General features: G+C 66.9%; 19 protein-coding genes. 11 read left to right on the top strand and 8 right to left on the bottom strand.

What is annotated here, in order from left to right; genetic code table 11:
* Window positions 1-7: 7 nt before the first annotated feature.
* Window positions 8-1,975: an FAD/NAD(P)-binding protein gene (locus QRM95_RS13170; RefSeq protein ID WP_285248015.1), complete on the bottom strand. Its 1,968-nt coding sequence runs from the start codon at window positions 1,973-1,975 to the stop codon at window positions 8-10.
* A 283-nt stretch (window positions 1,976-2,258) separates the two neighbouring features.
* Here QRM95_RS13170 and QRM95_RS13165 point away from each other — a divergent pair, with 283 nt between their 5' ends.
* From QRM95_RS13165 to QRM95_RS13135, 7 genes are read left to right on the top strand one after another with little or no spacing between them, the layout of a single operon-like run.
* Window positions 2,259-3,302 carry an amino acid ABC transporter permease gene (locus tag QRM95_RS13165; protein ID WP_285248014.1) on the top strand — a complete coding sequence of 348 codons (1,044 nt, stop codon included), beginning with the start codon at window positions 2,259-2,261 and terminating at the stop codon, window positions 3,300-3,302.
* Entirely contained in the window at window positions 3,302-4,111 is an 810-nt protein-coding gene (locus QRM95_RS13160) for an amino acid ABC transporter ATP-binding protein (protein WP_109045431.1), read from the top strand. Before QRM95_RS13165 ends, QRM95_RS13160 begins: the two co-directional genes overlap by 1 nt.
* Window positions 4,112-4,121: 10 nt before the next feature.
* Window positions 4,122-5,168 carry a transporter substrate-binding domain-containing protein gene (locus QRM95_RS13155; RefSeq protein ID WP_285248013.1) on the top strand — a complete coding sequence of 349 codons (1,047 nt, stop codon included), beginning with the start codon at window positions 4,122-4,124 and terminating at the stop codon, window positions 5,166-5,168.
* A complete protein-coding gene (locus tag QRM95_RS13150) occupies window positions 5,165-6,289 on the top strand; it encodes an LLM class flavin-dependent oxidoreductase (RefSeq protein ID WP_285248012.1) in 1,125 nt (374 codons plus the stop codon). The genes QRM95_RS13155 and QRM95_RS13150 overlap by 4 nt, the downstream gene beginning before the upstream one ends.
* A complete protein-coding gene (locus tag QRM95_RS13145; RefSeq protein ID WP_285248011.1) occupies window positions 6,273-7,106 on the top strand; it encodes a DUF1684 domain-containing protein in 834 nt (277 codons plus the stop codon). The genes QRM95_RS13150 and QRM95_RS13145 overlap by 17 nt, the downstream gene beginning before the upstream one ends.
* On the top strand, window positions 7,103-8,161 hold the full coding sequence (locus tag QRM95_RS13140) for an LLM class flavin-dependent oxidoreductase (RefSeq protein WP_285248010.1): 1,059 nt from the start codon (window positions 7,103-7,105) through the stop codon (window positions 8,159-8,161). Before QRM95_RS13145 ends, QRM95_RS13140 begins: the two co-directional genes overlap by 4 nt.
* A gap of 9 nt (window positions 8,162-8,170) precedes the next feature.
* Entirely contained in the window at window positions 8,171-9,544 is a 1,374-nt protein-coding gene (locus QRM95_RS13135; RefSeq protein ID WP_285248009.1) for an NtaA/DmoA family FMN-dependent monooxygenase, read from the top strand.
* A gap of 405 nt (window positions 9,545-9,949) precedes the next feature.
* Here the strand turns inward: QRM95_RS13135 and dctA are convergent, their stop codons facing one another.
* Both dctA and QRM95_RS13125 read right to left on the bottom strand, forming a co-directional pair.
* Window positions 9,950-11,260 (bottom strand): C4-dicarboxylate transporter DctA, encoded by a 1,311-nt coding sequence (dctA, locus tag QRM95_RS13130; RefSeq protein ID WP_285248008.1) that lies wholly within the window; start codon window positions 11,258-11,260, stop codon window positions 9,950-9,952.
* A 56-nt stretch (window positions 11,261-11,316) separates the two neighbouring features.
* Window positions 11,317-12,459, bottom strand: coding sequence for a PrpF domain-containing protein (locus QRM95_RS13125; RefSeq protein WP_285248007.1), 1,143 nt, complete (start codon window positions 12,457-12,459; stop codon window positions 11,317-11,319).
* 128 nt (window positions 12,460-12,587) lie between these two features.
* On the opposite strand from QRM95_RS13125, the gene QRM95_RS13120 reads away from it, so the two are divergent.
* On the top strand, window positions 12,588-13,493 hold the full coding sequence (locus QRM95_RS13120; RefSeq protein WP_109045438.1) for a LysR family transcriptional regulator: 906 nt from the start codon (window positions 12,588-12,590) through the stop codon (window positions 13,491-13,493).
* A 41-nt stretch (window positions 13,494-13,534) separates the two neighbouring features.
* Here QRM95_RS13120 and QRM95_RS13115 read toward each other — a convergent pair whose 3' ends face one another.
* The 5 genes from QRM95_RS13115 to QRM95_RS13095 all read right to left on the bottom strand — a co-directional run bounded on the left by QRM95_RS13115 (window position 13,535) and on the right by QRM95_RS13095 (window position 19,735).
* On the bottom strand, window positions 13,535-14,494 hold the full coding sequence (locus QRM95_RS13115; protein WP_285248006.1) for a serine hydrolase domain-containing protein: 960 nt from the start codon (window positions 14,492-14,494) through the stop codon (window positions 13,535-13,537).
* Between the two features lie 81 nt (window positions 14,495-14,575).
* A complete protein-coding gene (locus tag QRM95_RS13110; protein ID WP_285248005.1) occupies window positions 14,576-15,694 on the bottom strand; it encodes an ABC transporter substrate-binding protein in 1,119 nt (372 codons plus the stop codon).
* A gap of 31 nt (window positions 15,695-15,725) precedes the next feature.
* The gene (locus QRM95_RS13105) at window positions 15,726-17,510 is read right to left on the bottom strand and encodes an ABC transporter permease (RefSeq protein WP_285248004.1); all 1,785 of its coding nucleotides are present in this window, start codon (window positions 17,508-17,510) and stop codon (window positions 15,726-15,728) included.
* Entirely contained in the window at window positions 17,507-18,604 is a 1,098-nt protein-coding gene (locus QRM95_RS13100) for an ABC transporter ATP-binding protein (protein ID WP_285248003.1), read from the bottom strand. The genes QRM95_RS13105 and QRM95_RS13100 overlap by 4 nt, the downstream gene beginning before the upstream one ends.
* Window positions 18,605-18,643: 39 nt before the next feature.
* Entirely contained in the window at window positions 18,644-19,735 is a 1,092-nt protein-coding gene (locus QRM95_RS13095) for a PrpF domain-containing protein (RefSeq protein ID WP_285248002.1), read from the bottom strand.
* Between the two features lie 319 nt (window positions 19,736-20,054).
* Here QRM95_RS13095 and QRM95_RS13090 point away from each other — a divergent pair, with 319 nt between their 5' ends.
* The 3 genes from QRM95_RS13090 to QRM95_RS13080 all read left to right on the top strand — a co-directional run bounded on the left by QRM95_RS13090 (window position 20,055) and on the right by QRM95_RS13080 (window position 22,984).
* Complete coding sequence (locus tag QRM95_RS13090) at window positions 20,055-20,723, top strand: GntR family transcriptional regulator (RefSeq protein WP_223992974.1); 669 nt, start codon at window positions 20,055-20,057, stop codon at window positions 20,721-20,723.
* Between the two features lie 120 nt (window positions 20,724-20,843).
* Window positions 20,844-22,307: an FAD-dependent tricarballylate dehydrogenase TcuA gene (tcuA, locus tag QRM95_RS13085; protein ID WP_285248001.1), complete on the top strand. Its 1,464-nt coding sequence runs from the start codon at window positions 20,844-20,846 to the stop codon at window positions 22,305-22,307.
* 41 nt (window positions 22,308-22,348) lie between these two features.
* Complete coding sequence (locus QRM95_RS13080) at window positions 22,349-22,984, top strand: GntR family transcriptional regulator (protein WP_018763868.1); 636 nt, start codon at window positions 22,349-22,351, stop codon at window positions 22,982-22,984.
* Window positions 22,985-23,266 lie beyond the last annotated feature (282 nt).

Genomic DNA, 23,266 nt, shown 5'->3' with positions numbered 1-23,266 from the left:
TCACTGGTCAGTTCTTTCCGACGGCGGCTGGCTCGGGAGTTGCTGGTTCTGAAGCTACCGGTTCTTCGGGAGCCGCGGCGGACGCGCCGGCCAGGTCCCGGGCAGCACCGAGGATGGTCCGGGCCAGGGCGTCATTTTCCCGGAACGGTGCGGCGTTGGTGTGCGGGCGGGCGAAGGCGCCGGCGCCCCACCCGGAGGTTCCCGGGCCCACTGCGAAGAGGGCGGGCTGGGCTGCGCCGCCGGAATCCACCAGCTGGTGCCGGGCCGAGACCAGCAGTTTTCCGGTGGAGTGGATGCCGTCCGAGGTCAGCAGCTGCTGTTCGCTGCCCAAACCGGTTCGGTGCAGCGAGGCGAGCACCGGGTTGAGCGAGCGTGCCACGGACGTGGCCGGGAGCCGTGCCTCGATCAGTGCCGTGGCTGGCACCGTGACCCCGGACTGCCGCGATGTGGCGACGAAGGTCCCCGTGGTTTCGTCGGCGGTCACGTCCAGGCCCGGGCCCAGGAACTGCAGCAGGCCGGCCCGGTGCAGTGCGAGCATCTGGCGCAGCCGGTGCGGCGGGGGTCCGGAATCGACGAAGCTGAAGAAGCCGTGCCACCAGCCATGGACTACCTGCTGGGATCGCGCGTTCAACCGCTCCGGCGGAACCACCCGGCCCACTTCCATATATACGTGCAGCAGGGCCAGGAACAGGGCGAGCGTCTCCGGATGGTCCGGGCCGTCACGCAGGGCAAGGTCGTGTTCGATGTAGCCGGCCACGGCGTCCTGCACGTCCTGGTGGTCCGTGAAGGTGCGGCCGTCGAAGGGCCGGTCCAGCCGCTCCAGGTCCAGATGCAGGTCTGGGTCGGGGACCGCGGCGGCAACCAGCGCTTCCCGCCCGCCGCTGTACCAGTCCAGCTCCGCGTACCGGGCGGCGAACTCGCTCCACCCCATGGCGGCACGTTCGGGAGTGCCCGTCAGGAGCTCGCGGTAATAGCAGTAGCCGGCTTCCTTGGCGATGAGCGGCCACAGGTCCCGGCGGAAGTCCAGTTCTCCGTGCTGCTCCAGCAGGGCATCCACAGCAGCGGCCGTGAAGAACTGCAGCGGCCCCGGCGCCTGTCCGCGCAGGGCTGCCGAAATCTTGGAGTGGTAGGGCACGCCCCGGCGGGAGCCGGCCCACAGCCGTGGTTCGCGCCCGGACGGAAGGTAGCGCAGCCCGCCGTCGGACGTTTCCTGGAACCTGCCGCCGCGGCCCTCCATGAGCAGGACCAGCAGGTCCACGAAAGCCAGGCCCATCCCGGAGACGATCACGTCCTGCCCGGGGGCGATGGGGGAGTAGTCGACGTCGGTGGTGTAGCTGGGTGCCGCGTGGTAGCCGCCGTGCCGGGCGGCGAAGTCCGAGAACCCCGCGGACACGGCGTCCGGGCGGGAATCCGTGTGGCCCAGCGCCGTCACCACGATGTCCGCGTGCAGGGTGCGGCCGTTGCCCAGCCCGACGTCGTGCCCGCCGCCGGGCCGGGGCGTGATGCCAACGGCCGTGGTGCGGTGCACGGTGACGCTGCGGCCCAGCGATTTGGCGGCGCGGCGGAAGAACCATTCGAGGTACTGGCTCTGCAGCCGGCGGGTGGGAAACGTAGTGCCGGTGAGGGCCCGGAGCTGGTCCCACAGGGGCTGCGGGAAGTCCGGGACGTCGATGATGGAGGCATCCAGCACGCCCGCGGCCCATTCGGCCAGGCCAGGACCGGGGGCCGCGGGTCCGGCGCAGTCCACGGAATCGTCGGTGAACATGGTGATGTCCGCGGCCATGGAGTTAAGCAGGAGGCCCGGGTCCTGGTCGTACCGCCAGATGCGGCCGGAACCCGGAATGTGCGGTTCCACCACATGGAGCTGCAGCGGGCCGGCGAAGACGTCCGGCCGGTTGGCCGCGATCCGTTCGAGCACGCCCGCCGTGCGCGGTCCGCCGCCGATGAAGACGATGGCCGGGATGGTGGCTGGCATGGGTACTCCTGACGGCCGGGGCTGGGTTGATTGCCCATGCTAGGCAGCCATGACGACGCCGGTCGAGCGCCTGGTCACGGCCGTTAACGCCGCGTCACAGCGCGTTAAGGGACGCAAAAAACCGACGCATGACGCCGTGCGAAGTCCCGTGAAGTATTGCAACCTGCCGCCTTGCTGGCCCGTTCCGGCCGGTCCTAGATTTGCAGCCAGCACCGGCCGCCACGCCCCGTATCGACGGGCAGCGGCCCACAAGGAAAACCCAGCACGAGAAGCGAGGTGGCGCATGAGTTCAGCAACAGGGGTGGCGCAGTCCCAACAGTCGCAGCCGGTACCGGCGGCGGAAGCGCCGCCGGCAGGAACAGGCACGTCCGGCGCCGGCGGCTCCGCCACGGAGGCGGCGCCCCGGGTGGCAAAGGACTACTCGTCCTACCGTGTGGTGGCCGCCAAGCATCCGTGGCGCGGGGTGGGGACTGCCGTCGTCGCGCTCGGTGTCCTGGCCGTGGCATGGTCGCTGGCCACCAACCCGCGCTGGGAGTGGGGGGTTGTGGCCCAGTGGTTCACCGCCCAGTCCGTGGTCAACGGCCTGGTGGAAACACTGAAGCTGACGGCGATCTCAGGTGTCCTCGGGTTCGTGCTGGGCTTCATCCTGGCGCTGATGCGGCTCTCGGCCTCGCCCCTGCTGGTCTCGGTGTCCTGGACGTTCTCCTGGATCTTCCGGTCCACGCCGCTGCTGGTCCAGATGCTCCTCTGGTACAACCTGGGCTACCTGTACGAAAAGATCAGCTTAGGGATCCCGTTCACCGACGTACGGTTCTTCGAAGTGCAGACCACCACGCTGATCAGCCAGTTCGCGGCAGCCGTCCTGGGCCTGACCCTGAACCAGGCCGCCTACTCCGCGGAGATCATCCGCGGCGGCATCCTGTCCGTGGACCAAGGCCAGCTGGAGGCCGCGGCCGCACTTGGCATTCCTGCCTGGCGCCGCTCCACCCGGATCGTGCTGCCGCAGGCCATGCGCGCCATCCTGCCCACCGCCTTCAACGAAATCATCGGCCTGGTCAAGGGCACCTCGATCGTCTACGTCCTGGCCTACTCTGAGCTGTTCTACACGGTCCAGGTCATCTACAACCGCACCCAGCAGGTCCTGCCGCTGCTGCTGGTGGCCACGCTCTGGTACATCGTGATCACCTCTGTGCTGAGCGTCTTCCAGTACTACATCGAACGCCACTACTCCAAGGGCGCGGTGCGGAACCTGCCGCTGACGCCCCTGCAGAAGGCCCGCAAATTCTTCGCCACCCACGCGGCAGTGCCCAACCGGAGGAACCCCTGATGACTGACACCCTCACCGCCCCCACAGCCACCCGCGGCCTGGTGGAAATCACCGGCGTGCGCAAATCCTTCGGCCCCACGGAAGTCCTCAAAGGCGTCAGCCTCACCGTGGAACCGGGCGGGGTGGCCGTGATCGTGGGCCCCTCCGGCTCCGGCAAATCCACCCTGCTGCGCACCATCAACCACCTGGAAAAGGTGGACGGCGGCCACATCACCATCGATGGACAGCTGGTGGGCTACAAACTCCGCGGCGACCGGCTGCACGAGCTGCGGGAAAAGGAGATCCTGAAGCAGCGCACCGACATCGGCATGGTGTTCCAGAACTTCAACCTGTTCCCGCACCTCACTGCCCTGGAGAACGTGGCGGAGGCCCCCGTCGTGGCCCAGGGGCGGTCCAAGGAGGAGGCCCGCCGCCGCGGCCTGGAACTCCTGGACCGGGTGGGGCTCAAGGACCGGGCCGGTGCCTATCCCCGCCAGCTCTCCGGTGGCCAGCAGCAGCGAGTCGCCATTGCCCGGGCGCTGGCCCTGGACCCCAAGATCCTGCTGTTCGACGAGCCGACCTCCGCACTGGACCCCGAGCTGGTCAACGAAGTGCTGGACGTCATCCGCGAACTCGCCACGTCCGGCACCACGCTGATCATCGTCACCCATGAGATGGGCTTCGCCCGCGACGTGGCGGACACCGTGGTGTTCATGGACCAGGGCCAGATCGTGGAACAGGGCACCCCCAAGGAAATTTTCAGCAACCCCCAGGAACCGCGCACCCGGAGCTTCTTCTCCAAGGTGCTGGAACCGGCCTTCAACATCTAAGGACCATCCCATGGCTCTCTCCACCCGCGGCCTCCGCCGCAGCCGCGCACTCGCGGTGCTTCCCGCCGTCGTCCTCCTTGGCACCGCCGCGCTGGCAGGGTGCGCCGATCCTGGCGCCTCGGCCGCCGGCAACCCCAGCGGCGGCGCGCAGACGACGCCGGCCCGCAACGGCGTGGTCTACAACACGTCCCCGGACCAGCAGCGGATCCGCGCGGAGAAGGACCCGGCGCTCGCCGCCAAGGTTCCCGCCCTGATCAGCAAGGACGGCAAGCTGACGGTGGCCACCACGGCCGGTTCCATCCCGCTGTCCTTCCACGCCACGGACGACAAGACGCCGATCGGCTCCGAGCTGGACATCGCCCAGCTGGTGGCGGACAAACTGGGCCTGGAGCTGGACGTGCAGGTCACGTCCTGGGAGAACTGGCCGCTGAAGACCCAGTCCGGCGACTTTGAGGCCGTCTTCTCCAACGTGGGCGTGAACAAGGACCGGGTGAAACTGTTCGACTTCGCCAGCTACCGCGCCGCCTACATGGGCTTCGAGGCCAAGAAGTCGGCCACCTATGACATCAAGGGCGCGGACGACATCTCCGGCCTGAAGGTCTCCGTAGGGTCCGGCACCAACCAGGAGAAGATCCTGCTGGCCTGGAACAAGGAACTGGAGGCCAAGGGAAAGGCCCCGGCAACGCTGCAGTACTACTCGTCCGACGCCGACACCATCCTGGCGCTCTCCTCCGGCCGGACGGACCTTAACATCGCCCCCTACCCGTCCACGGTGTACCGGGAAAACACCCGGGACGACCTGAAGGTGGTGGGCAAAGTGAACGCAGGCTGGCCGTCCGAAACCCTGGTGGCAGCCACCACCTTGCGCGGCAACGGCCTGGCGCCGGTCATCTCCGAGGCCCTCAACTCGGCCATCAAGGACGGCTCCTACGGCAAAGTGCTGGAGCGCTGGGGCCTGTCCGAGGAAGCCCTGCCCGAATCCAAGACCATCACCGATGAGAACTTCGCGGCCACCCAGGCAACGGCCACCGCCACGCCGTCCGGGAAGGCCTCATGAAGTTCCAGGTCCTGGATATCATTCCGCACCTGAAGAACCCGGTCACTGGGGAGATCGTCTCCACCGCAGACCGGCTGAACCAGGTGGTGGAAACCGCGCGCCGGGCGGAGGAACTGGGCTTTGACAGCTTCTCCGTGGGGGAGCGGCACGCCGGGGAGTTCATCTCCTCCTCGCCCACCACGGTGCTGGCAGCCATCGCCGCGGTCACCGACCGGATCCGGCTCCACACCGGCGTCACCGTACTCTCCGTCCTGGACCCGGTCCGGGTGGCTGAGGACTACGCCACCATTGACCAGATCAGCCGCGGCCGCTTGGAAATCACCATCGGCAAGGGCAACGAGGTGCTGCAGTACCCGTTGTTCGGGCTGGACCTGGCGGACCAGTGGGACCTGCTGGCGGAAAAGTACCAGCTCCTGCGCCGGCTGTGGCGGGAGGAAGGCGTCACCTGGACCGGGCGCTTCCGGCCGGCCCTGGTGGAGCCAACCACCACCACGCCGCGGCCGTTCAACGGTCCGCCACGTATTTGGCACGGCTCTGCTACAACCCTGACCTCGGCGGCGCTCGCCGGCAAATGGGGTGACCCGCTGTTCACGGCCAACGCCATCCAGCCGCGCGAAAACTACGCGGTGCTGATCGGGCATTACCGCGAGGAATACGAGCGGCACGGCCATGATCCGCGGCACCAGTACGTGGGCTCGGGCTGCGGGGCCGGCGGCGTGTTCATCGCCGGCACCACGCAGGAGGCCATCCGCCAGTTCGGCCCGGTGTACGAGGCCCTCACCGCCAACCGCAACGTGCCGGGCAACAATTCGCCCTTCCGGGACATCCAGCACGCCGTGGCCGAGGGCCCGGCGCTGGTGGGCAGCCCTGAGCAGGTGATCGACAAGATCCTGAGCTACCACTCGCTGTACGGGCATGACCTGCAATCCATCTCCCTGCCCACCACCCTGCCGTTCGAGCAGCAGCTGGAGATCCTGGAGCGGTTTGCGCTGGAGGTTATCCCGGCCGTCCGGGCGGCTGCCCCCACCACGTTGTGGGAAGCCGGCGACCCCTACGGCAACCGTCCCGAATTTGTCCGCCCGTCCACCACCGCCAGGAGTGAGAATGTCCTTGTCCACTGAAACCGCCCTCGAGTCCTTCGACGCCGACTGGCAGGAATGGCACGCCGCCCACGAACAGCACCGCGCCCACCCGCACGGCTTCCTGGCGGTGACCCACCTGCACTGGCTGGGCAGCGAACCCGCCCGGCTGGAAGGCGCCCCGGGCACCTGGAGCGTGGCGGCCGACGTCGTCCGCGTCCTTTTGGAGCCGGGTGACAGCCTGCAGCAGGACGGCACGGAGCTGAACACCGAAGCCGGCGCATCGCTGGAGTTCGGGCCTGTCGAAGAACGCGGCGGCATCGACCTGGTCTCCGGCGAGACCGTCATTGAACTGGCCAAGCGGGGCGGCGAGTACATCGTGCGGCCGCGTCATCCCGAAAACCCGCTCTTGCAGGCCTATCAGGGCACGCCCGCATACTCCCCGGATGCCGCGTATGCCGTCCGCGGGACCTTCGTGCCGTTCGAGGCGCCGCGGCCCACCACCGTGGGTGCGGCCGTGGAAGGCATCCAGCATGTCTACGAGGCGCCCGGCGAGATCCGCTTCAAGCTGGCCGGCCAGGAGCTGGCGCTGACCGCGTTCAACGGCCACGCGCCCGGCTCCCTGTCCGTGCTGTTCACCGACCAGACCTCCGGCAAGACCACCTACGCGGCCAACCGCTCCCTCTCGGTGGTGCCCGCCGCGGACGGGTCCGTGGTGCTGGACTTCAACCGGGCCGTGAACCTGCCGTGCGCCTACACAGACCTGGCCACCTGCCCGCTGCCGCCAGCCGAAAACCGCCTGCCCGTGGCCATCGAAGCCGGCGAAAAGATTCCCTACGAACGTCAGGATCAGCAGTGACTACCTTTGAAAAGCCGGGCTTCCTGGCGATTGAGCTCGACGGCGCCGGCTGGGACGGTGCGGGCCTTGCCCGCGCCGTGCTGTCGGCAGAATCGGCCGGCTTCCACGCTGCCACCTTCACCGACGCGCCGGTTCCCGGCCGGGCCAACGCCCTGCAGCGGGCAGCCTTCGCGGGGCCGGTGACGCACGCCATTGCGCTGGTCCCGGAGGTGGACACCGTCTACACCGAGCCCTTCCACGTCTCCACCCAGCTGGCCAGCCTGGACTACGTGTCCGGCGGCCGGGCCGGGTGGATCGCCACCGCCGCCGACGCACCTGGGGCGGCGGCCGCCGTCGGCCGTTCCGCCGTCACCGGCGAGGCGCTGGGGCAGGAAGCGGCCGCCTCCATCGAGGTGTCCCGCCGGCTGTGGGATTCATGGGAAGACGACGCCGTGATCCGCGATGTCGCCACCGGCCGGTACATCGATGTGGACAAGCTGCACTACGTCGATTTCCAGACGCCTGCCGATTTTGCCGGCGCCAACTATTCGGTCAAGGGGCCATCCATCATTCCGCGGCCGCTCCAGGGGCAGTTGCCGGTGCTGGTTCCCGCGTCCCTGCTCGGCGAAGTCCGGGCGGACGCGGTGGATGCCGTGCTGGTGTCCGCGCCCGCAGCGGAACTGCTGGCCGCCGAGGTCCGCGACGTCCGGGCCCGGGTGGGTGCCGGCGTTGCCGTGGTCGCCGAGCTCGACGTCGTCCTGGACGCCCGCGGCCAGGACGCGGCTGCGCGGGACGAATCGTTCGACGGCGGCCGGGCGGCTTTCGCAGGTTCTGCGGCCGGCCTCACCGACTTCCTCGCCGACCTTCTAAAGGAGGCCGACGGCGTGCGGCTGCACCCGGCGTCGCTCTTTGTTGACGTGGAGGAACTGGGCCGGCTGGTCCTTCCGGAACTGCGGCGCCGCGGAGCACTCCGCCCGGTGGCGCAGGGCGGAACCTTCCGCGACCTGCTCGGCCTGGAGCGCCCGGCCAGCCGCTATGCAACCGCCGCCGCTGCGCCTGCCGGCGCCGGAAAGTAAGGTAAAACCATGACACAGCACACCCGTGCTACATCCGACATCTTCACTCCGAGCGGCCAGATCCAGTTCGGGGTCTTCTTCCAGGGCGTCAACTCGGGCACCATCTGGAAGGCACCTGAATCGGGTTCGCAGACGGACTTCGAATCGTTCCGCCGCATCGCCCAGACCGCGGAGCGGGGCCTGTTCGCCGCGTTCTTCCTGGGCGAGGGCCTGCGCCTGCGGGAGCACCTGGGCCGCCCGCACGCGCTGGACGTGGTGGGCAGGCCGGATGCGCAGACCATGCTCGCCTCCTTGGCGTCGGTGACCACGAACATCGGCCTGGTGGCCACCCAGAACACTACCTACAACGATCCCGCCGACCTGGCGCACCGGCTCGCCTCCCTGGACCTGATCTCGGGTGGCCGTGCGGCGTGGAACATCGTGACCACTGACAATGCCTGGACCGGAGCGAACTTCCGCCGCGGCGGCTACCTGGACCACGCCGACCGGTACAAGCACGCCGAAGCATTCGTGGAGACGGCCAAACGGATCTGGGACTCGTGGGAGACGCCGGACGGCCCATCCCGCCGGGTGCTGCATCAGGGGCAGCACTACACGGTGGACGTCACACCCCGGCTGCCGCGCAGCGCCCAGTACCGGCCGGTGCTGTTCCAGGCCGGCGATTCGCCGGAGGGCCGCAACTTCGCAGCCCGGCAGGCGGACGTGATCTTCTCCGCCCACCCCAAGTTCGACGACGCCGTGGAGTTCCGGAAGGACCTGGTGGAGCGGTCCGTGGCCGCCGGCCGTGGCGCCAACGCCGTGCAGATCATGCCGGCCAGCGAGTTCATCCTGGCGCCCACTGCCGCCGAAGCCGCGGAGAAGAAGGAATGGGTGCGCAGCCTACAGATCGGCCCGCAACAGGCCATTGCCTACCTGGAGCAGTTCTGGGGCCGCGAGCTGTCCTCCTACGATCCGGACGGCCCCCTGCCGGAGATCGATCCGGTGGTGGAGGAAACGTCTGAAACCCGGGGCAGCGGTTTCCATGGCGCCAAGGCCCGGCAGCTGGCGGACCAGTGGCGGGCGGAGGCCAAGGACAAGGGGCTGTCCATCCGGCAGTTCGTCACCTCGAAGACCGCGCGGATCGATTCCACGTTCACCGGCTCCTACACGGCCGTGGCCGATCACCTGGCCGAGTACGCGCGGGTGGGGGCCGTGGACGGGTTCAACATTTCCCCGTGGCTGATTCCCACCGGCCTGGACGACATCGTGAACCACCTGGTCCCCGAACTCCAGGAACGCGGCGTGTACCCCACCGAGTACCGGGGCAGCACGCTCCGCGAGCACCTGGGGCTGGAAACGCCCGTGCGTACCGCCGATGAGGCGGCCGCGGCGGTCCGCGCCTGATGCGCTGGGCCGGTTTTGCCCGCTGGGCTGGCTTTAATTGGAAGGCTGGTTTTGCCGGACGGGACGACGACGGCGGCAGGGCGGGTGCCGTCGTCGAACCTTCCGCGGGGGCTGGTGCCGTGGTGGCTGGTTCGTCCGTCACCGCCCTCAAGCTGACGGTATGGGAGCAGTGGGTGTAGGGCCTGCCACCTCCCTGCCTGTCCTTGGGTGCTAGTCGGTTTCCGGGCTTTGGCAGTAGAAGCAGGTGCCTTCATCGCAGTCTTCTGCAGTGTCCTGCTCCGTTTGTCGCTGGCTCATTTGCGGATCCTTTCCGTGGGGGTTTGTGCAGTAGTACCCCGCTCAGGGATTTGCCCGGGACCCCTTCCGGGTCCCGGGCAAACACTGGGGTGGTGGCTTGGCGGCCGGTTAGTGGGCCAGGGCCGGTTCGGCCAGCTGGACCTTTTCCGCCTCGGTGGGCACGAAGCCCGCCTGGAGTTCGGAGCGGAGCTTGCCCATGTCCAGTTCGCCCTGCCATTTGGCGATTGCCACGCAGGAGACGATGTTGCAGACCGTGCTGGTGAGGGCGCGGGCCTCGCTCATGAACCGGTCGATGCCAACGATGAGGGCCACGCCGGCCACCGGCAGGGTGGGCATGACCGTCAGGGTGGCCACCAGGGCCACGAAGCCACTGCCTGTGACGCCGGCCGCGCCCTTGGAGGTCAGCAGCATCATGCCGAGCATCAGCAGGATCTGGCCCCAGCTGAGGTGGATGTCGCAGGCCTGGGCGATGAACATGGAGGCGAGGGTGAGGTAGATGGCCGTTCCGGTGAGGTTGAAGGAGTAACCGGTGGGGACCACGAGTCCTACGACGCTGCGGTCGCAGCCGATCCGTTCGAGCTTGGACAGCAGGCGCGGCAGGACCGGTTCGCTGGAGGACGTGGCAAGGACGATCAGGAATTCGTCCTTGAAGTAGCGCAGGATCTGCCAGAGGCTGAAGCCGGTCACCCTGGCCAGGATGCCCAGGCCCACCACCACGAAGACGATGCAGGCGGCGTAGAAGGCAAGGATCAGCATGCCGAGGTTGCCGATGGAGTGGGCGCCGTACTTGCCAACGGTGAAGGCCATCGCCCCGAAGGCGCCCAGCGGAGCCACCTTCATGATGTAGCCGAACATGATGAAGAGCAGCTTGTTGAAGCTGTTGACCACGTTCAGTGCCAGCTGGCCCGGTGCTCCGAGCTTGCTGAAGGCGAAGCCGCACAGCAGTGCAATGACCAGCACGGGCAGGACTTCACCGTCGGCGAAGGCGCCAACGAAGGTGGTGGGGACGATGCTGAGGATGAAGTCCACGGGGTTGCTGCTGGGCAGCTGCGTGGTGTACTTCTGCGCCACCGAGGAGTCCAGGTGCGTGGGATCGATGTGCATGCCGGCGCCGGGCTGGAACAGCATCACGGAGGCCAGGCCCAAAGCGAGGGCGAGTGCCGTCAGTGCGTAGAAGAGGCCAAGCGAGCGGACCAGGGTGGGGCCGACCTTCCTGGTGTCCCGCAGTGAAGTGATGCCTCCGACGATGGTGCAGAACACGATGGGCGCGATCATGAACTTCACGAGTTTCACGAAGCCGTCGCCGATGGGCTTGAGCGATGCACCGAGGTCCGGCCACAGTGCGCCCACGACGACGCCGAGGGCGACTCCGATAAGTACCTGGACATACAGGTGTCCGAGGATGGATTTGATCTTCATTGAACAACTTCCTGGTTGGTGCGGCCCCTTAATGATGGGGCAAAGAAATAGGGGTTTTAGGCGGACAGCTCGGCGGCCGGGGCCACGTCGATATCTGCGGTGGCGATGTGGCGGGCTGCCCGGTGGAGGGCCACTTCGCTGACGGTGCCGGAGTCATCGGTGATGATGTCGGCGGTGATCACGCCGGCGGGTGTCCCGATCCGCAGCAAGCGGGGGGCTCCGGTGCCGGCGGAGGATGATTGGGCTGCTGCGTTGGCTACCACCGACGACGGCTGCGAGGCTGCGAGGGCCACTGCCACGGCTGAGGTGAGGCCGATGGCCGGGTGGGGCGCGAGCATGGACAGCATCCGCACCCGCACGTCGTGGCTTCCGGCGGTGATGGTGGTTCCGTCCGCGGCGATGTAGTCCCCGGCAGGCGCCACAACCCCGACTTTCGGGACAGCGTTCTGCGGCGGATCCTCAGGCTTGCGCAGCCCCATGATCAGGCCTGCTGATGCACGTGCCGCAATGAGGGTGGGCAGCTGCGCGGAGAGGTTCTCCGTCATCGAGGAAAGGTCGACGCCGGACTGGTCGGCTGCGAGGAGTACGGCAGGGGCGCCGGCGTCCACCATCGTTGCGTCCAGGATCCTGCCGTTGACCTCAAGCTGGTCCACCGGGTTGCCGGTGGGCAGGAGTGCGCCGGTGTTCTGGCCCCAGGGGCCGTGGAACGAGAGGCTGACGGGAACACCGGCGGCGCTGCTGCCCGGAACCCGCGCCAGCCCCGATTTGGGAATGTGGCCGCCGGGAGTTGGAACCGCTCCGCTGAGCACGGCGCCGGAGGTGACGTGGCGCATGCGGACCTTGGTCATGCCGTCCCTGGCCGGAACGATGCCCGTCTGGACTGCGAACAGGGCAATGGCGGTGGCGCAGTTGCCGCAGTTGGACCCCAGCTCCACGGTGGGGTCACCGATCCCCACCTGGGCGAAAAGGTAGTCGAGGTCTGCCTCGGCGCCAGGGGTGGCCCAGATGACCGCGGCCTTCGACGTGGTGGACGTTCCGCCGCCGACGCCGTCCAGCTGCCGCGCATCCGCTGCACCGAAAGCGGCGGACAGCAGCGCGGGGATTTCCTCGCGGGTGGGGGCGTGGAGGGCCACGTCCCTGGCATCGAAGAGCCAGCACTTGCTGGTGCCGCCCCGGTACCAATGTCCTTTGAGTCCCACTGTATTTCTCCCTCGTAACTTGCAGGTGCTCTACTTCACAGCACCTTGTCCTTCTACGATCCGGGATGGCAGCCTTCAGCACAATCGCAAATAAATGGACGACTATCTACTTTTGCTAAACTCAATGCATGGCAATCCTCGACCTCCACCGGCTCCACGTGCTCCGCGAGGTGGGCCGTTCCGGCTCCCTGACCTCCGCTGCCGCCGCCCTCTCCTTCACCACGTCAGCGGTGTCGCAGCAGATCGCGAAACTCGAGCAGGAGATGGGCGTGGTCCTCATCGAGCGCCACCCGCGCGGCGTGGTCCTGACCGAGGCGGGGCACGCCCTGCTGCACTACGCCGACGAGATCGACAGGACCGTGGAAGCTGCCCGTGCCGAAATGGGGGAGTTCGCGGGCCTTCGGCGCGGCCAACTGCGGCTCGGGACCTTTCCCACCGGCGGGGCCTCCCTGATGCCGGATGTGGTGCTGGCGTTCCGCGCCCGCCATCCGGAGGTGGCGGTAACGGTGGTGAGCGCCCGGCGGGACGGTTTGCTGGAACGGTTGCGGCGGCGGGAAATCGAGCTGACGCTGCTGTGGGACTACCCCTGGCAGCAGATCCAGGATCCTGACTTGACCCTGGCCACGCTGATGAACGATCCAACAATGCTGCTGGTCCCGCGGGAGCATCCCATTGCGAAACTGCGCTCGGTCCGCATCGGCGCATTGAGCGACCAGGAATGGGTGGTGCGCGATGAGCACCCCGTGGCCGATGTCCTCAGCCGGGTATGCCGCGACGCCGGGTTCGAGCCGCGGATCGCCTTCGCGGCCAATGATTACCAGGAGACGCAGGGCATGGTGGCGGCCGGTATCGGGATCGCGCTGGCACCAAGGCTGGCGCTGACGGCCCTGCGCCCCGACGTCGTTGCAGTCCCGCTCGCGGGGGCTCCGAAGCGCCGCATCCTTCTTGCGCACCTGGCAAACAGGAGGCTCAGCCCCGCCGCGCAGCAGGCAACCAAGGTGTTCCGTTCCGTCGCCAAGGGCGCGGCTTCCTGACAATGGATGGGGCCGCCGTCGTACCGTGCCTTTCCTGATGCCTACCGGGCCAGGGGCCCGGCAACCAGCGCCCTGGCAAGGTCCATGAATTCGGAGTGGGTCACCGGAGCGGGGCCTGCCGTCGAGGCAGTTGCCGTGCGGGTGTTCCGTGCGATGGCGAAGCTGTCGCTGACGACGCGCCGGTGCACAATGACGCTCCCGATCGCCGGCAGGACCAGCAGGAACTGGCCGTAGTTGCCCGCAGCCAGGAACGCCCCTTCCCACTGCGGGCCGGATTCCCGGGGGAGCCACCACAGGTAGCCGTAGTCGCAGGTGCCAAAACCGGTGGCCGGCGCCATGTCTGCGCGCCTCACATGGGTGGCCACGCTCTCCCTGACCCATTCCTGGGGGACATGCTGCCGGCCCTGCCACTGGCCGCCGGCAGCCATCAGCAGCCCGATCTTCGCCAGGTCCCGGGCGGAGAGGAAGAAGTGGTAAGCCCGGAAGGCGGACTTTTGGTCGTCCCCGAGCATCTGCTGGCGTGTGGGGACGTAGTCGTCGAACCCCAGCGGCCCGGCCAGGTGCTTCTCGAACGCATCGAAGACGGCCAGGCCGCTGGCCTTCTCGAAGATGGCGCCGGCGGCGTTGAAATCCCAGTTGTTGTAGACGAAATATTGCCCGGGCGCCTTTGTGCCACGTGCAGGGAAAGCATCCTCGTCACTGCCCGGGCTGGACGGCGGATGGTAGACCCCCGAGCGCGAGGTCAGGAGGTCACGGAGCCACGACGTCCTCTCGACGGGCAGCAGGCCGCCAACATCATCAACCCCGAGCTCATCGAGGGTGGTGTCGAGGCTGACCGTGCCGGCGTCCACCTGGATGCCGAAAAGGATGGAGAGCAGGCTCTTGCGCATAGAGGCGACGTAGCTGGCGTGGGTAGTGTCGCCGAGTTCGACGACGGTCCTGCCGTCCTGGAGGACCAGCAGGGACGAGGTGTTCCGGGGTACCGGAAGTGCGGCGGTCACGGGGCCTCCTGGTGGGTGGTTTGGAACGAAAAAGCCTGGGGACCCGGCAGAGGCCGGGTCCCCAGGCGCGGGATTTCGGGGTTACTTGGTGTAGCCGAACACCTGGTTCCACTTGGTCAGGTCGTCCTTGCCGTAAGTGGTGGCGTCGCTGTTCTGCATGCGATAGACCTTGCCGGAATCGACGGCGGGGAGGGTTACGCCCATGATGGTGGGCGGTGCCACGTCGGTGCGGACCGGGTATTCACCGATCTGCGCGAAGACCTGCTGGCCCTGCTTGGAAAGGTTGTAGTTCATGAAGACCTTCGCGGCTTCCACGTTCGTGGCGGTGCCCGTCATGCCCAGGTAGTAGTCGTACGAGACGAGTCCTTCCTCGGGGACGATGAACTTGACCGGAGCCTTGTCCTGGACGGCCGAGATGTTGGTCCCGCTGATGGTGACCGTGCCTACGGCCACTTCACCGCGGGCGAGCGCCGTGGCTTCAGCACCCAGGGAGTCATAGATTTTGGGCTTCTGCGCAGCGTACTTGGCGAAGTAGTCGCCGCCCATCTTGGTTTCCATGAACCTGTTCAGCGCAGCTGTGCTCCCGCCCGAGCCGCCCTGGACGATGCCCAGCTTGCCCTGCCACTTCCCGCCGACGGCATCCGCCCATGACTTGGGGGCATCGGCTTCCTTCACCAGCTGGGTGTTGTAGCCCAGGGTGTAGACGGAGTTGAACATGCGGGTGAACTGGCCGCCGTCCACGGAAACGTCCTTGAGGGCCGAGGCGCCGGGGACGTCGTAGGCCTTCCAGACCTTGGCGTCCTCCATGGACTTGGCAATCCGGTAGTCCGACGTGCGGATGACGTCGGCGCTGAGCTTGCCGGCACCCTGCTCGGACAGTACGCGCTCGGAGAGCTTGTTCGGGGTGAGCCGGACGACGTTGACCTTGATGCCGGTGTCCTTGGTGAAGGCGTCCACCAGTGCGCTTTCGGAGGAGTCGGTGTAGCCGGAGTACAGGGACAGTGTTTGCGATTTCGCCTTCTCGTACGTGGCCTTGTCCGCGATGGACTCGCCGTTGATCACCAGTCCGTCATCGGTGCTTACGGTGGCTGTGGCCGTGACCACGCCGGCACTCTGGGCGGGGCTTCCGCAGCCGGCAAGGCTGAGGGCGAGCAGCACTCCGGCTGCGGTGAAAGCGGGCAGTTTGGACGCTAACTTCATTGTGGTGTCCCTTTCAAAGGTGGGTGGGAGGTCAGTTCTTGGTCTTGCGTTCGCCGCCGACTTTTTGGGCGATGACGGCGAGGATTCCGATGACGAGGCAGTACAGGACGCTGACGGCGGCAGCAGCCTGGCTCTGGCCGTTGTCGAAGTTGTCGAACACGAGGATGGACAGGATCCGGGTGTTCGAGGTGAAGAGGAAGATGGAGGCGCTGAGCTCACGCATGGAGAGCATGAGGAACAGCAGGAACGACGACATGATGCCCACGCGCATCAGGGGCAGGGTGACATCCAGGACGGACCGGGTCCGCCCGGCGCCGAGCATCACGGCGCTGTCCTCGAGGTCCTGGTCCATCTGGAGCATTGACGCGGAGACACCGCGATATCCCTGCGGCATGAACACGGCCACGCAGGCGACGGCGAGGATCGCCAGGGTGCCGTAGATGGGCAGCGGCAGGAGCAGCCAGGTCCACAGCAGTCCGATGCCCATGACGATAGCGGGGACGGCAAGAGGGGTCATGGCCACCAGCTCGATCAGGCGTCCCACCTTGGACTTGGTGCGGTACCGGATGTAGGAGGCGATGAAGCTGAGGGTGGTGCCGGCGAAGGCTGCGATCAGGGCCACCAGGACACTGTTCTTCAGGGCGAGCTGGAAGTCGTTGGATCCCAGGACCTCGATCAGCTTCGCGAAGCTAAGGGAGTTGGCTTCGAGCAGCTGCGACATCGAGGACACGAACGGGGTGGCCTGCATCGAAGCGGCCAGCAGGGCCAGCATCGGCAGGACCACCGAAACGGCGAAGTAGGCCAGGGCCAGGATGGTGAACGGCCAGCGCATCTTGCGCAGCGGCACCTGGCGGGGACGGTTGCCCTTGCCGGTCATGGTGGTGAATTTGCGCTTGTTGATGATGCGCTGCTGGATAAGGGTCACGGCCATCAGCGCGACGGTCAGGATCACGGCGACGCTGGCCGCCTGGTTGCTCTTGGCGGGGGTGGCGCTCATGAGGCGGTAGATGTAGGTGGGCAGCGTGTCCACGCCGGCGGGGTTGCCGATGACCTGGGCCACCGGGAAGTTCTCCATGGTCAAGGCGAAGACCAGGACGGCGGAGCCCAGGATGGCCGGCAGGGCCAGGGGCAGGGTGACGGTCCGCAGCATGGTGCGCAGCGGGGCCCCGTGGACGGTGGCGGCCTCTTCGAGGTCGGCGTTCATCATGGACAGCGAGCTGTGCAGCAGCAGGAAAGCGTACGGGGCGTAGAAGATGCCCAGTACGAACACCAGGCCCGGCAGGCTGTAGATGTTGATGGCGGCATCAATGCCCAGGTCGCGGAGGAAGATGTTGATGTACCCGGCGCTGGGCGAGCACAGGAGGGACCAGGCCAGGGCGCCCACCAAAGCGGGGATGAACATCGGCGCCATCCCGATGAAGAAAATGAACCTCCGCCACGGCGCATCGGAGCGGGCACACACGAAGGCCAGGAACGCCCCGATCAGCAGGGCGATGATCGCTGAGCCGGCACCGACCATGAGCGAGTTGACCAGGGCCCCGAGTGCTTCCGGGGTTGCCAGCAGTGCCAGGTTGGACAGTGTCAGGCCGCCCAGGGAGATGCTGCCGGGCCGGGGAACGCTGTCCGAGAAGGCGGCGAGCAGGACGAGGGCAAGAGGAAGAACGATGAGGACGCCGAGGATGACCAGGACGATCAGGCCCGGCGTGTTCTTCCGGAGGCCCGAAAGGGTCCGGGCTGCACGGTAGTCCCGGGGCGCAGGCATGGGTGCGAGGCGGGCGTCGGCGCCGGTGGCCGCCTCGGTGGTCTTGAGGCTCATGCGAGGACCTCAGCCGGCAGGATCTGGACTTCGCGGGGGTTGACGGTCACCCACACGCGGTCCCCCACTTTGTGCTGTTCGCCGCGGCGAAGTCCGCCCAGGGCATCAAGCTCGGGCCCGGATTCCAGTTGGATGGCGTACCGGATGTCATTGCCCTGGAACCCCGCTACCCGGACCGTTCCCGGCCAGGAGTTGGGGTGTTCGGTAGGCATGGCGGTGATCTGCAGGTCCTCGGCCCGAATGCACACCTTGGGGGAGGTTCCGGCGTCACTGGCCAGCTGGGCCGACTGGACGGTGAGCTCGCTGTTGGCGATGCGCGCGGTGGTGTCGCCGCCGGCCGTCCCCTCCGGGGTGCAGTCCATGATGTTGGAGACGCCGAGGAAGTGGGCAATCGAGGCGCTGGCGGGGGCCTCGTACATGTGCTGCGGGGCGCCCATCTGCACAATCCGCCCGCCCTGGAGCAGGGCGATGCGGTCGGCCAGGGCGAAGGCTTCGTGCTGGTCGTGGGTGACGTACACGCAGGTGAGGCCCAGCTGGAGCTGGATTTCTCGCAGTTCAACACGGAGCCGGTCACGCAGGCGGGCGTCAAGGTTGGAGAGCGGTTCGTCGAGCATGAGCACGCTGGGCCGCATGACCAGGCTGCGCGCCAGGGCCACGCGCTGCATCTGGCCGCCGCTGAGAAGGCTGGCGCCGCGGTCCGCGTAGGGCTCCAGGCCGACCAGCGTGAGGGCCTCCATGACGCGTTCATCGATCTCGCTCTTGGAGAGTTTCTTCTGCTTGAGCGAGTAGGCAACGTTCTGGGCCACCGTCATGTGCGGCCACACCGCGTAGGACTGGAAGACCATGCCGACGTTGCGTTTGTTCGGGGGCAGGTTGATGCCTTTTTCGGAATCGAAGACCACCACGTCGTCGATGATGATCCGCCCCGAGGTGGGCTCCTCCAGGCCGGCGATGCAGCGCATGGTGCTGGTCTTGCCGCAACCGGACTGGCCCAGGAGAACCAGTGCCTCGCCGTCTTCGATGTCGAGGTTGAGGTTTTCGATGGCAGTGAAGCTTCCGTACTTCAGCTGCAGGTTTTGAATGCTGATTTTCATGGCTGATTCCTTGGCTGGGTTTTTCCGGTAGGGGTTTCTTCAGTCACTGGGCACCAGGATGGTGCTTTCGCTGATGACGCGGGCCGAGCGTTGAAAGGAGACTTCGGCGGGATCGGCTGCATCCAATGCCAGCGCCGTCTTGCCTCTCAGTAGGTGGATAAAGAGTCCGGCCTCCGCAGCCGGAACCAGGCTGCGCTGCACCACGCTGCCTGCTGTTCCTGAGGCGGCACCGACGGCGACAGCGCTGGTGAGGCCGATGGCGGGGTGGAGTGCGGTCATCGAGATCATCCGGGCGGAAACGCCGGTTGTTCCTTCCGGCGGAGGCCCCACGATGCCCACCTTCGGAATGGAGCTGAGGTCCTGCGGCAGGCCCATCCTTCGGGCGGCCGCAGCGCGCAGCCGCGGAGCGATCCGGACCAGCGCCTCCAAAGCTTCCTCGCTGCCGGTTGCGTCCAGCCCCAGGTCCTGTGCGGCAAAGAGTGCGGCCGGGGCGCCTGCGTCGATCAGTGTCGCCTGGTACCGCTGCCCGTCGACCTCGATGTCATCGATGGCGTTGCCCGTAGGGAACTGTGCTCCGTAAGTGGACCATGAGGTTTTCTGGAAGATGACATCGATGGGGACGCCGGGGTAATGCTGGCCGTCAAGCCGCCGCCCGCCGTAGGCCGGCACCTGGGCCCCCGGGGTGGGGATCTCGCAAACGAGACGCAGCCCGGTCACGGTGTTCAGGATGGGTACCCGGGTGACTTCCCCTGTGGGAGCGACCAGCCCGGCGTGGAGCGCGTACAGACCCAGCGCTGTTGCGCAGTTGCCGCAGTTGCTGGCCCACTCGACTGCCGGTTTGTCGATGGCCACCTGGGCGAACCGATAGCGGACCGTGCCGTCCGGGTCGGTGCCGCCCACGGTGATGGCTTTGCTGGTGGTTGACGAGGCACCGCCGACTCCGTCGATTTGGCGGAGGTCCGGCGAACCGAAAGTGCGGATAAGGAGGCGGTCCGTCTCCAGGGCGTCAGACGGAAGGTCCTCGTCCCGGAATATCCAGCATTTGCTGGTGCCGCCACGGACGAGGGTGGCCGGTACCGGCGTGACCGGAAGGGGGCCGGCTTGCGGTTCTTCCCTGAATAGAAGCGTCATTGGTTCTCCTGAAATACCCCGCGCTGCCGTGTGCAGTCGCCGGGTAAATGTTCAAAGCTGAGCAAACCAGAATCCGGTAATTGCCCTGCTGTATGGCGTTGGTCACAAACGGTATACCGTTGATATGACTTAAGCAACAGTCCCTGGAATATGAATACAGTCAAGGTGGTTTGGCGGGCTTCCTGCTGCAGCGGGTGTGCCAAAAATCGGCGCGGTGTTCACAGCGCGCCGAAACGGTATGCAGTGCGATAGAATTGCGGCTAAAGGTATGGCGCTAGCGCGTCCTGCCGCTTGTTTGCATGAAGACCGGAGGCCGCCCGTGGCGTCGCAACCAGAGACAAGCCCCTACCTGATGATCAGGAACGCCATCATCTCGCAGGAGCTGCCTCCCCGTGCCCAGCTCGTTGAAAGCGCCCTGGCCAAGAAGTACAACGTCTCCCGGACGCCCATCAGAGAAGCCTTGCGGCGCCTCGAAACCGAGGGGCTCGTGGAGCGCTATGGTTCGCGAATGCAGGTGCGGGAGTACCGCCCGGAGGAGATGCTGGACCTCTACGAGGTGCGGACCTTCCTGGAGGAGGCAGCCGCAAAAACCGCGGCTCTCCGGCACACCGACATGGACCTGATGCTGATCGACCGCGCCCACCAGGCCATGGTCACCCTTGATTTCGATGCTGCCACGCCGGCTGAACTGGCCGCCGCCAACCGCACCTTCCATGAGCGCATCTGGGCCGCCAGCCACAGCGCCGCCCTGCTTGACCTGTTGGACCGGATCCTGGTCCACTTCATCCGCTACCCCGGCACCACGCTCTCCACCAAGGAGCGCTGGGACCGCGTGCTGAAGGAGCATGAGGAGCTGTTGGTGGCCATCCGCGCACGGAACGCGGAGGAGGCCGGCCGCATCGCCAGTGCCCACATGGATGAGGCAAAGAACATCCGCATCCAGATGTACATCGACGCCCAGGAAATCAGCCACCCGCGCCTGGGGTAGACACAAATCCCGGCATTAAGCCGCTCCCGCCGAGCCCGTCAAGTCCGCGCCAAGACACTATTGCATGCGACGGCATACTTATGTATACAATCGTGTACAGCGATGGAGCTGAGGAGATTGATGATGATCAAGAGCGACGTTTTGGTGGTTGGCGGCGGCAACGCCGGATTTGCGGCAGCCCTTGCAGCCGCCGAGCGTGGACGCAAAGTGGTCCTGCTCGAAAAGGCACGGGAAGCCGCATCGGGCGGCAACAGCTTCTACACCGCCGGCGCCACCCGCATCTCCCATGACGGGCTCCAGGAACTGACCGAATTCGTGGAGCCTGACGAGCGGCACGCCGTCAGTGAAGTCCCCGCATATACCGCTGCCGAGTACCTTGCCGATCTGTCCAAGGTCTCTGAAGGGCGCAACGACCCCGAACTGTCCGCGGTCCTGGTCAGCGAAAGCAACCCGACATTGCGTTGGCTTCACGGCATGGGACTCAAATACCGGCTGATGTATGAGCGCCAGGCGTACCGGACCCAGGACGGTGGGTATCTGTTCTGGGGCGGGCTGCATGTGGGAAACGTGGGGGGCGGAAAGGGGCTCATGGCCGACCACCGGGCGGCCGCGGAGCGCATGGGCGTTGAGGTCATCTATGACTGCGCAGCCACCGGACTGATCCAGGAGGACGGCCGCGTGCGCGGCGTCCGGTACCACACCCCGTCCGGAGAAGGTGAGCTCCGGGCCGAGTCGGTCATCCTCGCCTCGGGAGGTTTTGAAGCATCACCTGAACTGCGCCGCCAACACCTGGGGGAAGGCTGGCAGAACGCGAAGGTACGCGGCACACCGGGCAACACGGGTGAGATGATCGTCGCCGCATTGGACGCCGGCGCGGCCAGGGGCGGCGACTGGTCAACCTCCCACAGCGTCGCTTGGGACGCCTGGCACCCGGAGAGCGAGGGCAACCTGGAACTCACCAACCAGCTCACCCGCGGCGGGTACCCGCTGGGCATCGTGGTGAACAGCGACGGGAAGCGGTTCGTGGACGAGGGCGCCGACTACCGCAACTACACCTATGCGAAGTACGGCCGGGACATCCTTGCCCAGCCGGGCTCGGCCGCCTTCCAGATCTTTGACGCTTCTTCCCGCCCCATGCTGCGCGCCGAGGAGTACGACATGCCGGGGGTTTCGGTGGTCACTGCGCCGAGTCTTGCCGAGCTGGCACAGAAGGCCGGCATCAGCCCTGAGGGACTGGAGGAGACGGTGAAGAGCTTTAATGATTCGATCACCGAGGGCGCCCCGTTTGACCCCAACGTCAAGGACGGGCGCCGGGCGGACACCCAGCCGCCGAAGAGCAACTGGGCCCGAAGCATCGCCACCGGCCCGTACTACGCGTTCCCGGTGACCTGTGGCATCACCTTCACATTCGGCGGCCTCAAGACAGACACCTGGGGACGCGTGCTGACCGAAGATGCAGTGCCGCTTGATGGGCTCTATGCCTGTGGTGAAGCCCTGGGTGGTTTGTTCAGCGGCAACTACCCCGGCGGCTCCGGGCTTGCGGCGGGCGCCGTCTTCGGCCGCCGCGCAGGCTCCATCGCCTAGCCAACCCAGCAGCCCCCACCAGCAACGGAAAAGAGGAAGAAGTGGCCATTCCCATCCACCAGCGGCTTCGCGAGGATGTCCTCGCGAGCGTCTTTGCGCCTGACGAGCCGCTCACGGAGGCCAAGCTCACCGAGCGGTACGGGGCCTCCCGGACACCGGTGCGGGAGGCGCTGCAGCGGCTGGAACAGGACGGACTGGTGGAACGGCGCGGCAAGGCGGTGGTGGTCCGAACGCATTCGGCCGAGGAAATCATCGATATCTACGAGTCAAGGATCATCCTGGAGCAGGCCGCCGCAGCCAAGGCTGCCGTCAAGGCAACCGCCCTGGACCGGCAGCTGCTCACGGGGCTGCTGACGCAGATGCAGCAGCTGGACCCCAGCGACGGCCGGGCGCTCGCGGAAACCAACCGCGCCTTCCACACCCAGCTGTGGCGCGCCACCCACAGCCCGTCGCTGATCGGACTGCTGGAACGCCTGGACCAGCAGGTCCGCCGGTACACGCTCACCACCCTGACCTACCCGGGGCGGTGGCCGGTGGTGCTGGCGGATTACGCCGACCTGCTGGCCGCCATAGGGGACCGCGATTCCGCCCTCGCCGGGGAGATCGCGGCCCGCCATATGTCGGACGCCTTGAACATCAGGTTAAAGATGTACGCCGAAGATCCCAGGACGCTCTAGGCCGCATCGACGGCGGCGGGCGTCCCGCACAAAGACCCGCCGGCGGATGTTCCTGCATACTCCATCGCAACAGGAAACCCGAAAGTCGGGCGCAGGGCATCAGCCGGTGCAAAGAGGTGGGGCAGGCTCCCAAGGGCCTGCCCCGCCTCGCTTTTCCGGCGCCTCGTGCACCGGGCTGCTTTTGCTGGAACGGACGACGACGGCGGCGGGGCGGGTGCCGTCGTCGAGCCTTCCGTGGGGCAGGTTCCGGCAGCATGAAGCCTGCCAGGACGCACAGCAAGG

The organism is Pseudarthrobacter sp. efr-133-R2A-89 (assembly GCF_030209315.1).
Lineage (GTDB): Bacteria > Actinomycetota > Actinomycetes > Actinomycetales > Micrococcaceae > Arthrobacter.
This window is presented reverse-complemented; position numbering and strand designations above follow the sequence as displayed.

What these genes read in the sequence shown, in the direction of transcription:
- QRM95_RS13155 (WP_285248013.1), top strand. Translation starts at nt 4,122, where the DNA reads ATGGCTCTCTCCACCCGCGGCCTCCGCCGCAGCCGCGCACTCGCGGTG.
- QRM95_RS13110 (WP_285248005.1), bottom strand. Translation starts at nt 15,694, where the DNA reads ATGAAGTTAGCGTCCAAACTGCCCGCTTTCACCGCAGCCGGAGTGCTG.
- dctA (WP_285248008.1), bottom strand. Translation starts at nt 11,260, where the DNA reads ATGAAGATCAAATCCATCCTCGGACACCTGTATGTCCAGGTACTTATC.
- QRM95_RS13165 (WP_285248014.1), top strand. Translation starts at nt 2,259, where the DNA reads ATGAGTTCAGCAACAGGGGTGGCGCAGTCCCAACAGTCGCAGCCGGTA.
- QRM95_RS13120 (WP_109045438.1), top strand. Translation starts at nt 12,588, where the DNA reads ATGGCAATCCTCGACCTCCACCGGCTCCACGTGCTCCGCGAGGTGGGC.
- QRM95_RS13150 (WP_285248012.1), top strand. Translation starts at nt 5,165, where the DNA reads ATGAAGTTCCAGGTCCTGGATATCATTCCGCACCTGAAGAACCCGGTC.
- QRM95_RS13160 (WP_109045431.1), top strand. Translation starts at nt 3,302, where the DNA reads ATGACTGACACCCTCACCGCCCCCACAGCCACCCGCGGCCTGGTGGAA.
- tcuA (WP_285248001.1), top strand. Translation starts at nt 20,844, where the DNA reads ATGATGATCAAGAGCGACGTTTTGGTGGTTGGCGGCGGCAACGCCGGA.
- QRM95_RS13145 (WP_285248011.1), top strand. Translation starts at nt 6,273, where the DNA reads ATGTCCTTGTCCACTGAAACCGCCCTCGAGTCCTTCGACGCCGACTGG.
- QRM95_RS13135 (WP_285248009.1), top strand. Translation starts at nt 8,171, where the DNA reads ATGACACAGCACACCCGTGCTACATCCGACATCTTCACTCCGAGCGGC.
- QRM95_RS13100 (WP_285248003.1), bottom strand. Translation starts at nt 18,604, where the DNA reads ATGAAAATCAGCATTCAAAACCTGCAGCTGAAGTACGGAAGCTTCACT.
- QRM95_RS13105 (WP_285248004.1), bottom strand. Translation starts at nt 17,510, where the DNA reads ATGAGCCTCAAGACCACCGAGGCGGCCACCGGCGCCGACGCCCGCCTC.
- QRM95_RS13095 (WP_285248002.1), bottom strand. Translation starts at nt 19,735, where the DNA reads ATGACGCTTCTATTCAGGGAAGAACCGCAAGCCGGCCCCCTTCCGGTC.
- QRM95_RS13170 (WP_285248015.1), bottom strand. Translation starts at nt 1,975, where the DNA reads ATGCCAGCCACCATCCCGGCCATCGTCTTCATCGGCGGCGGACCGCGC.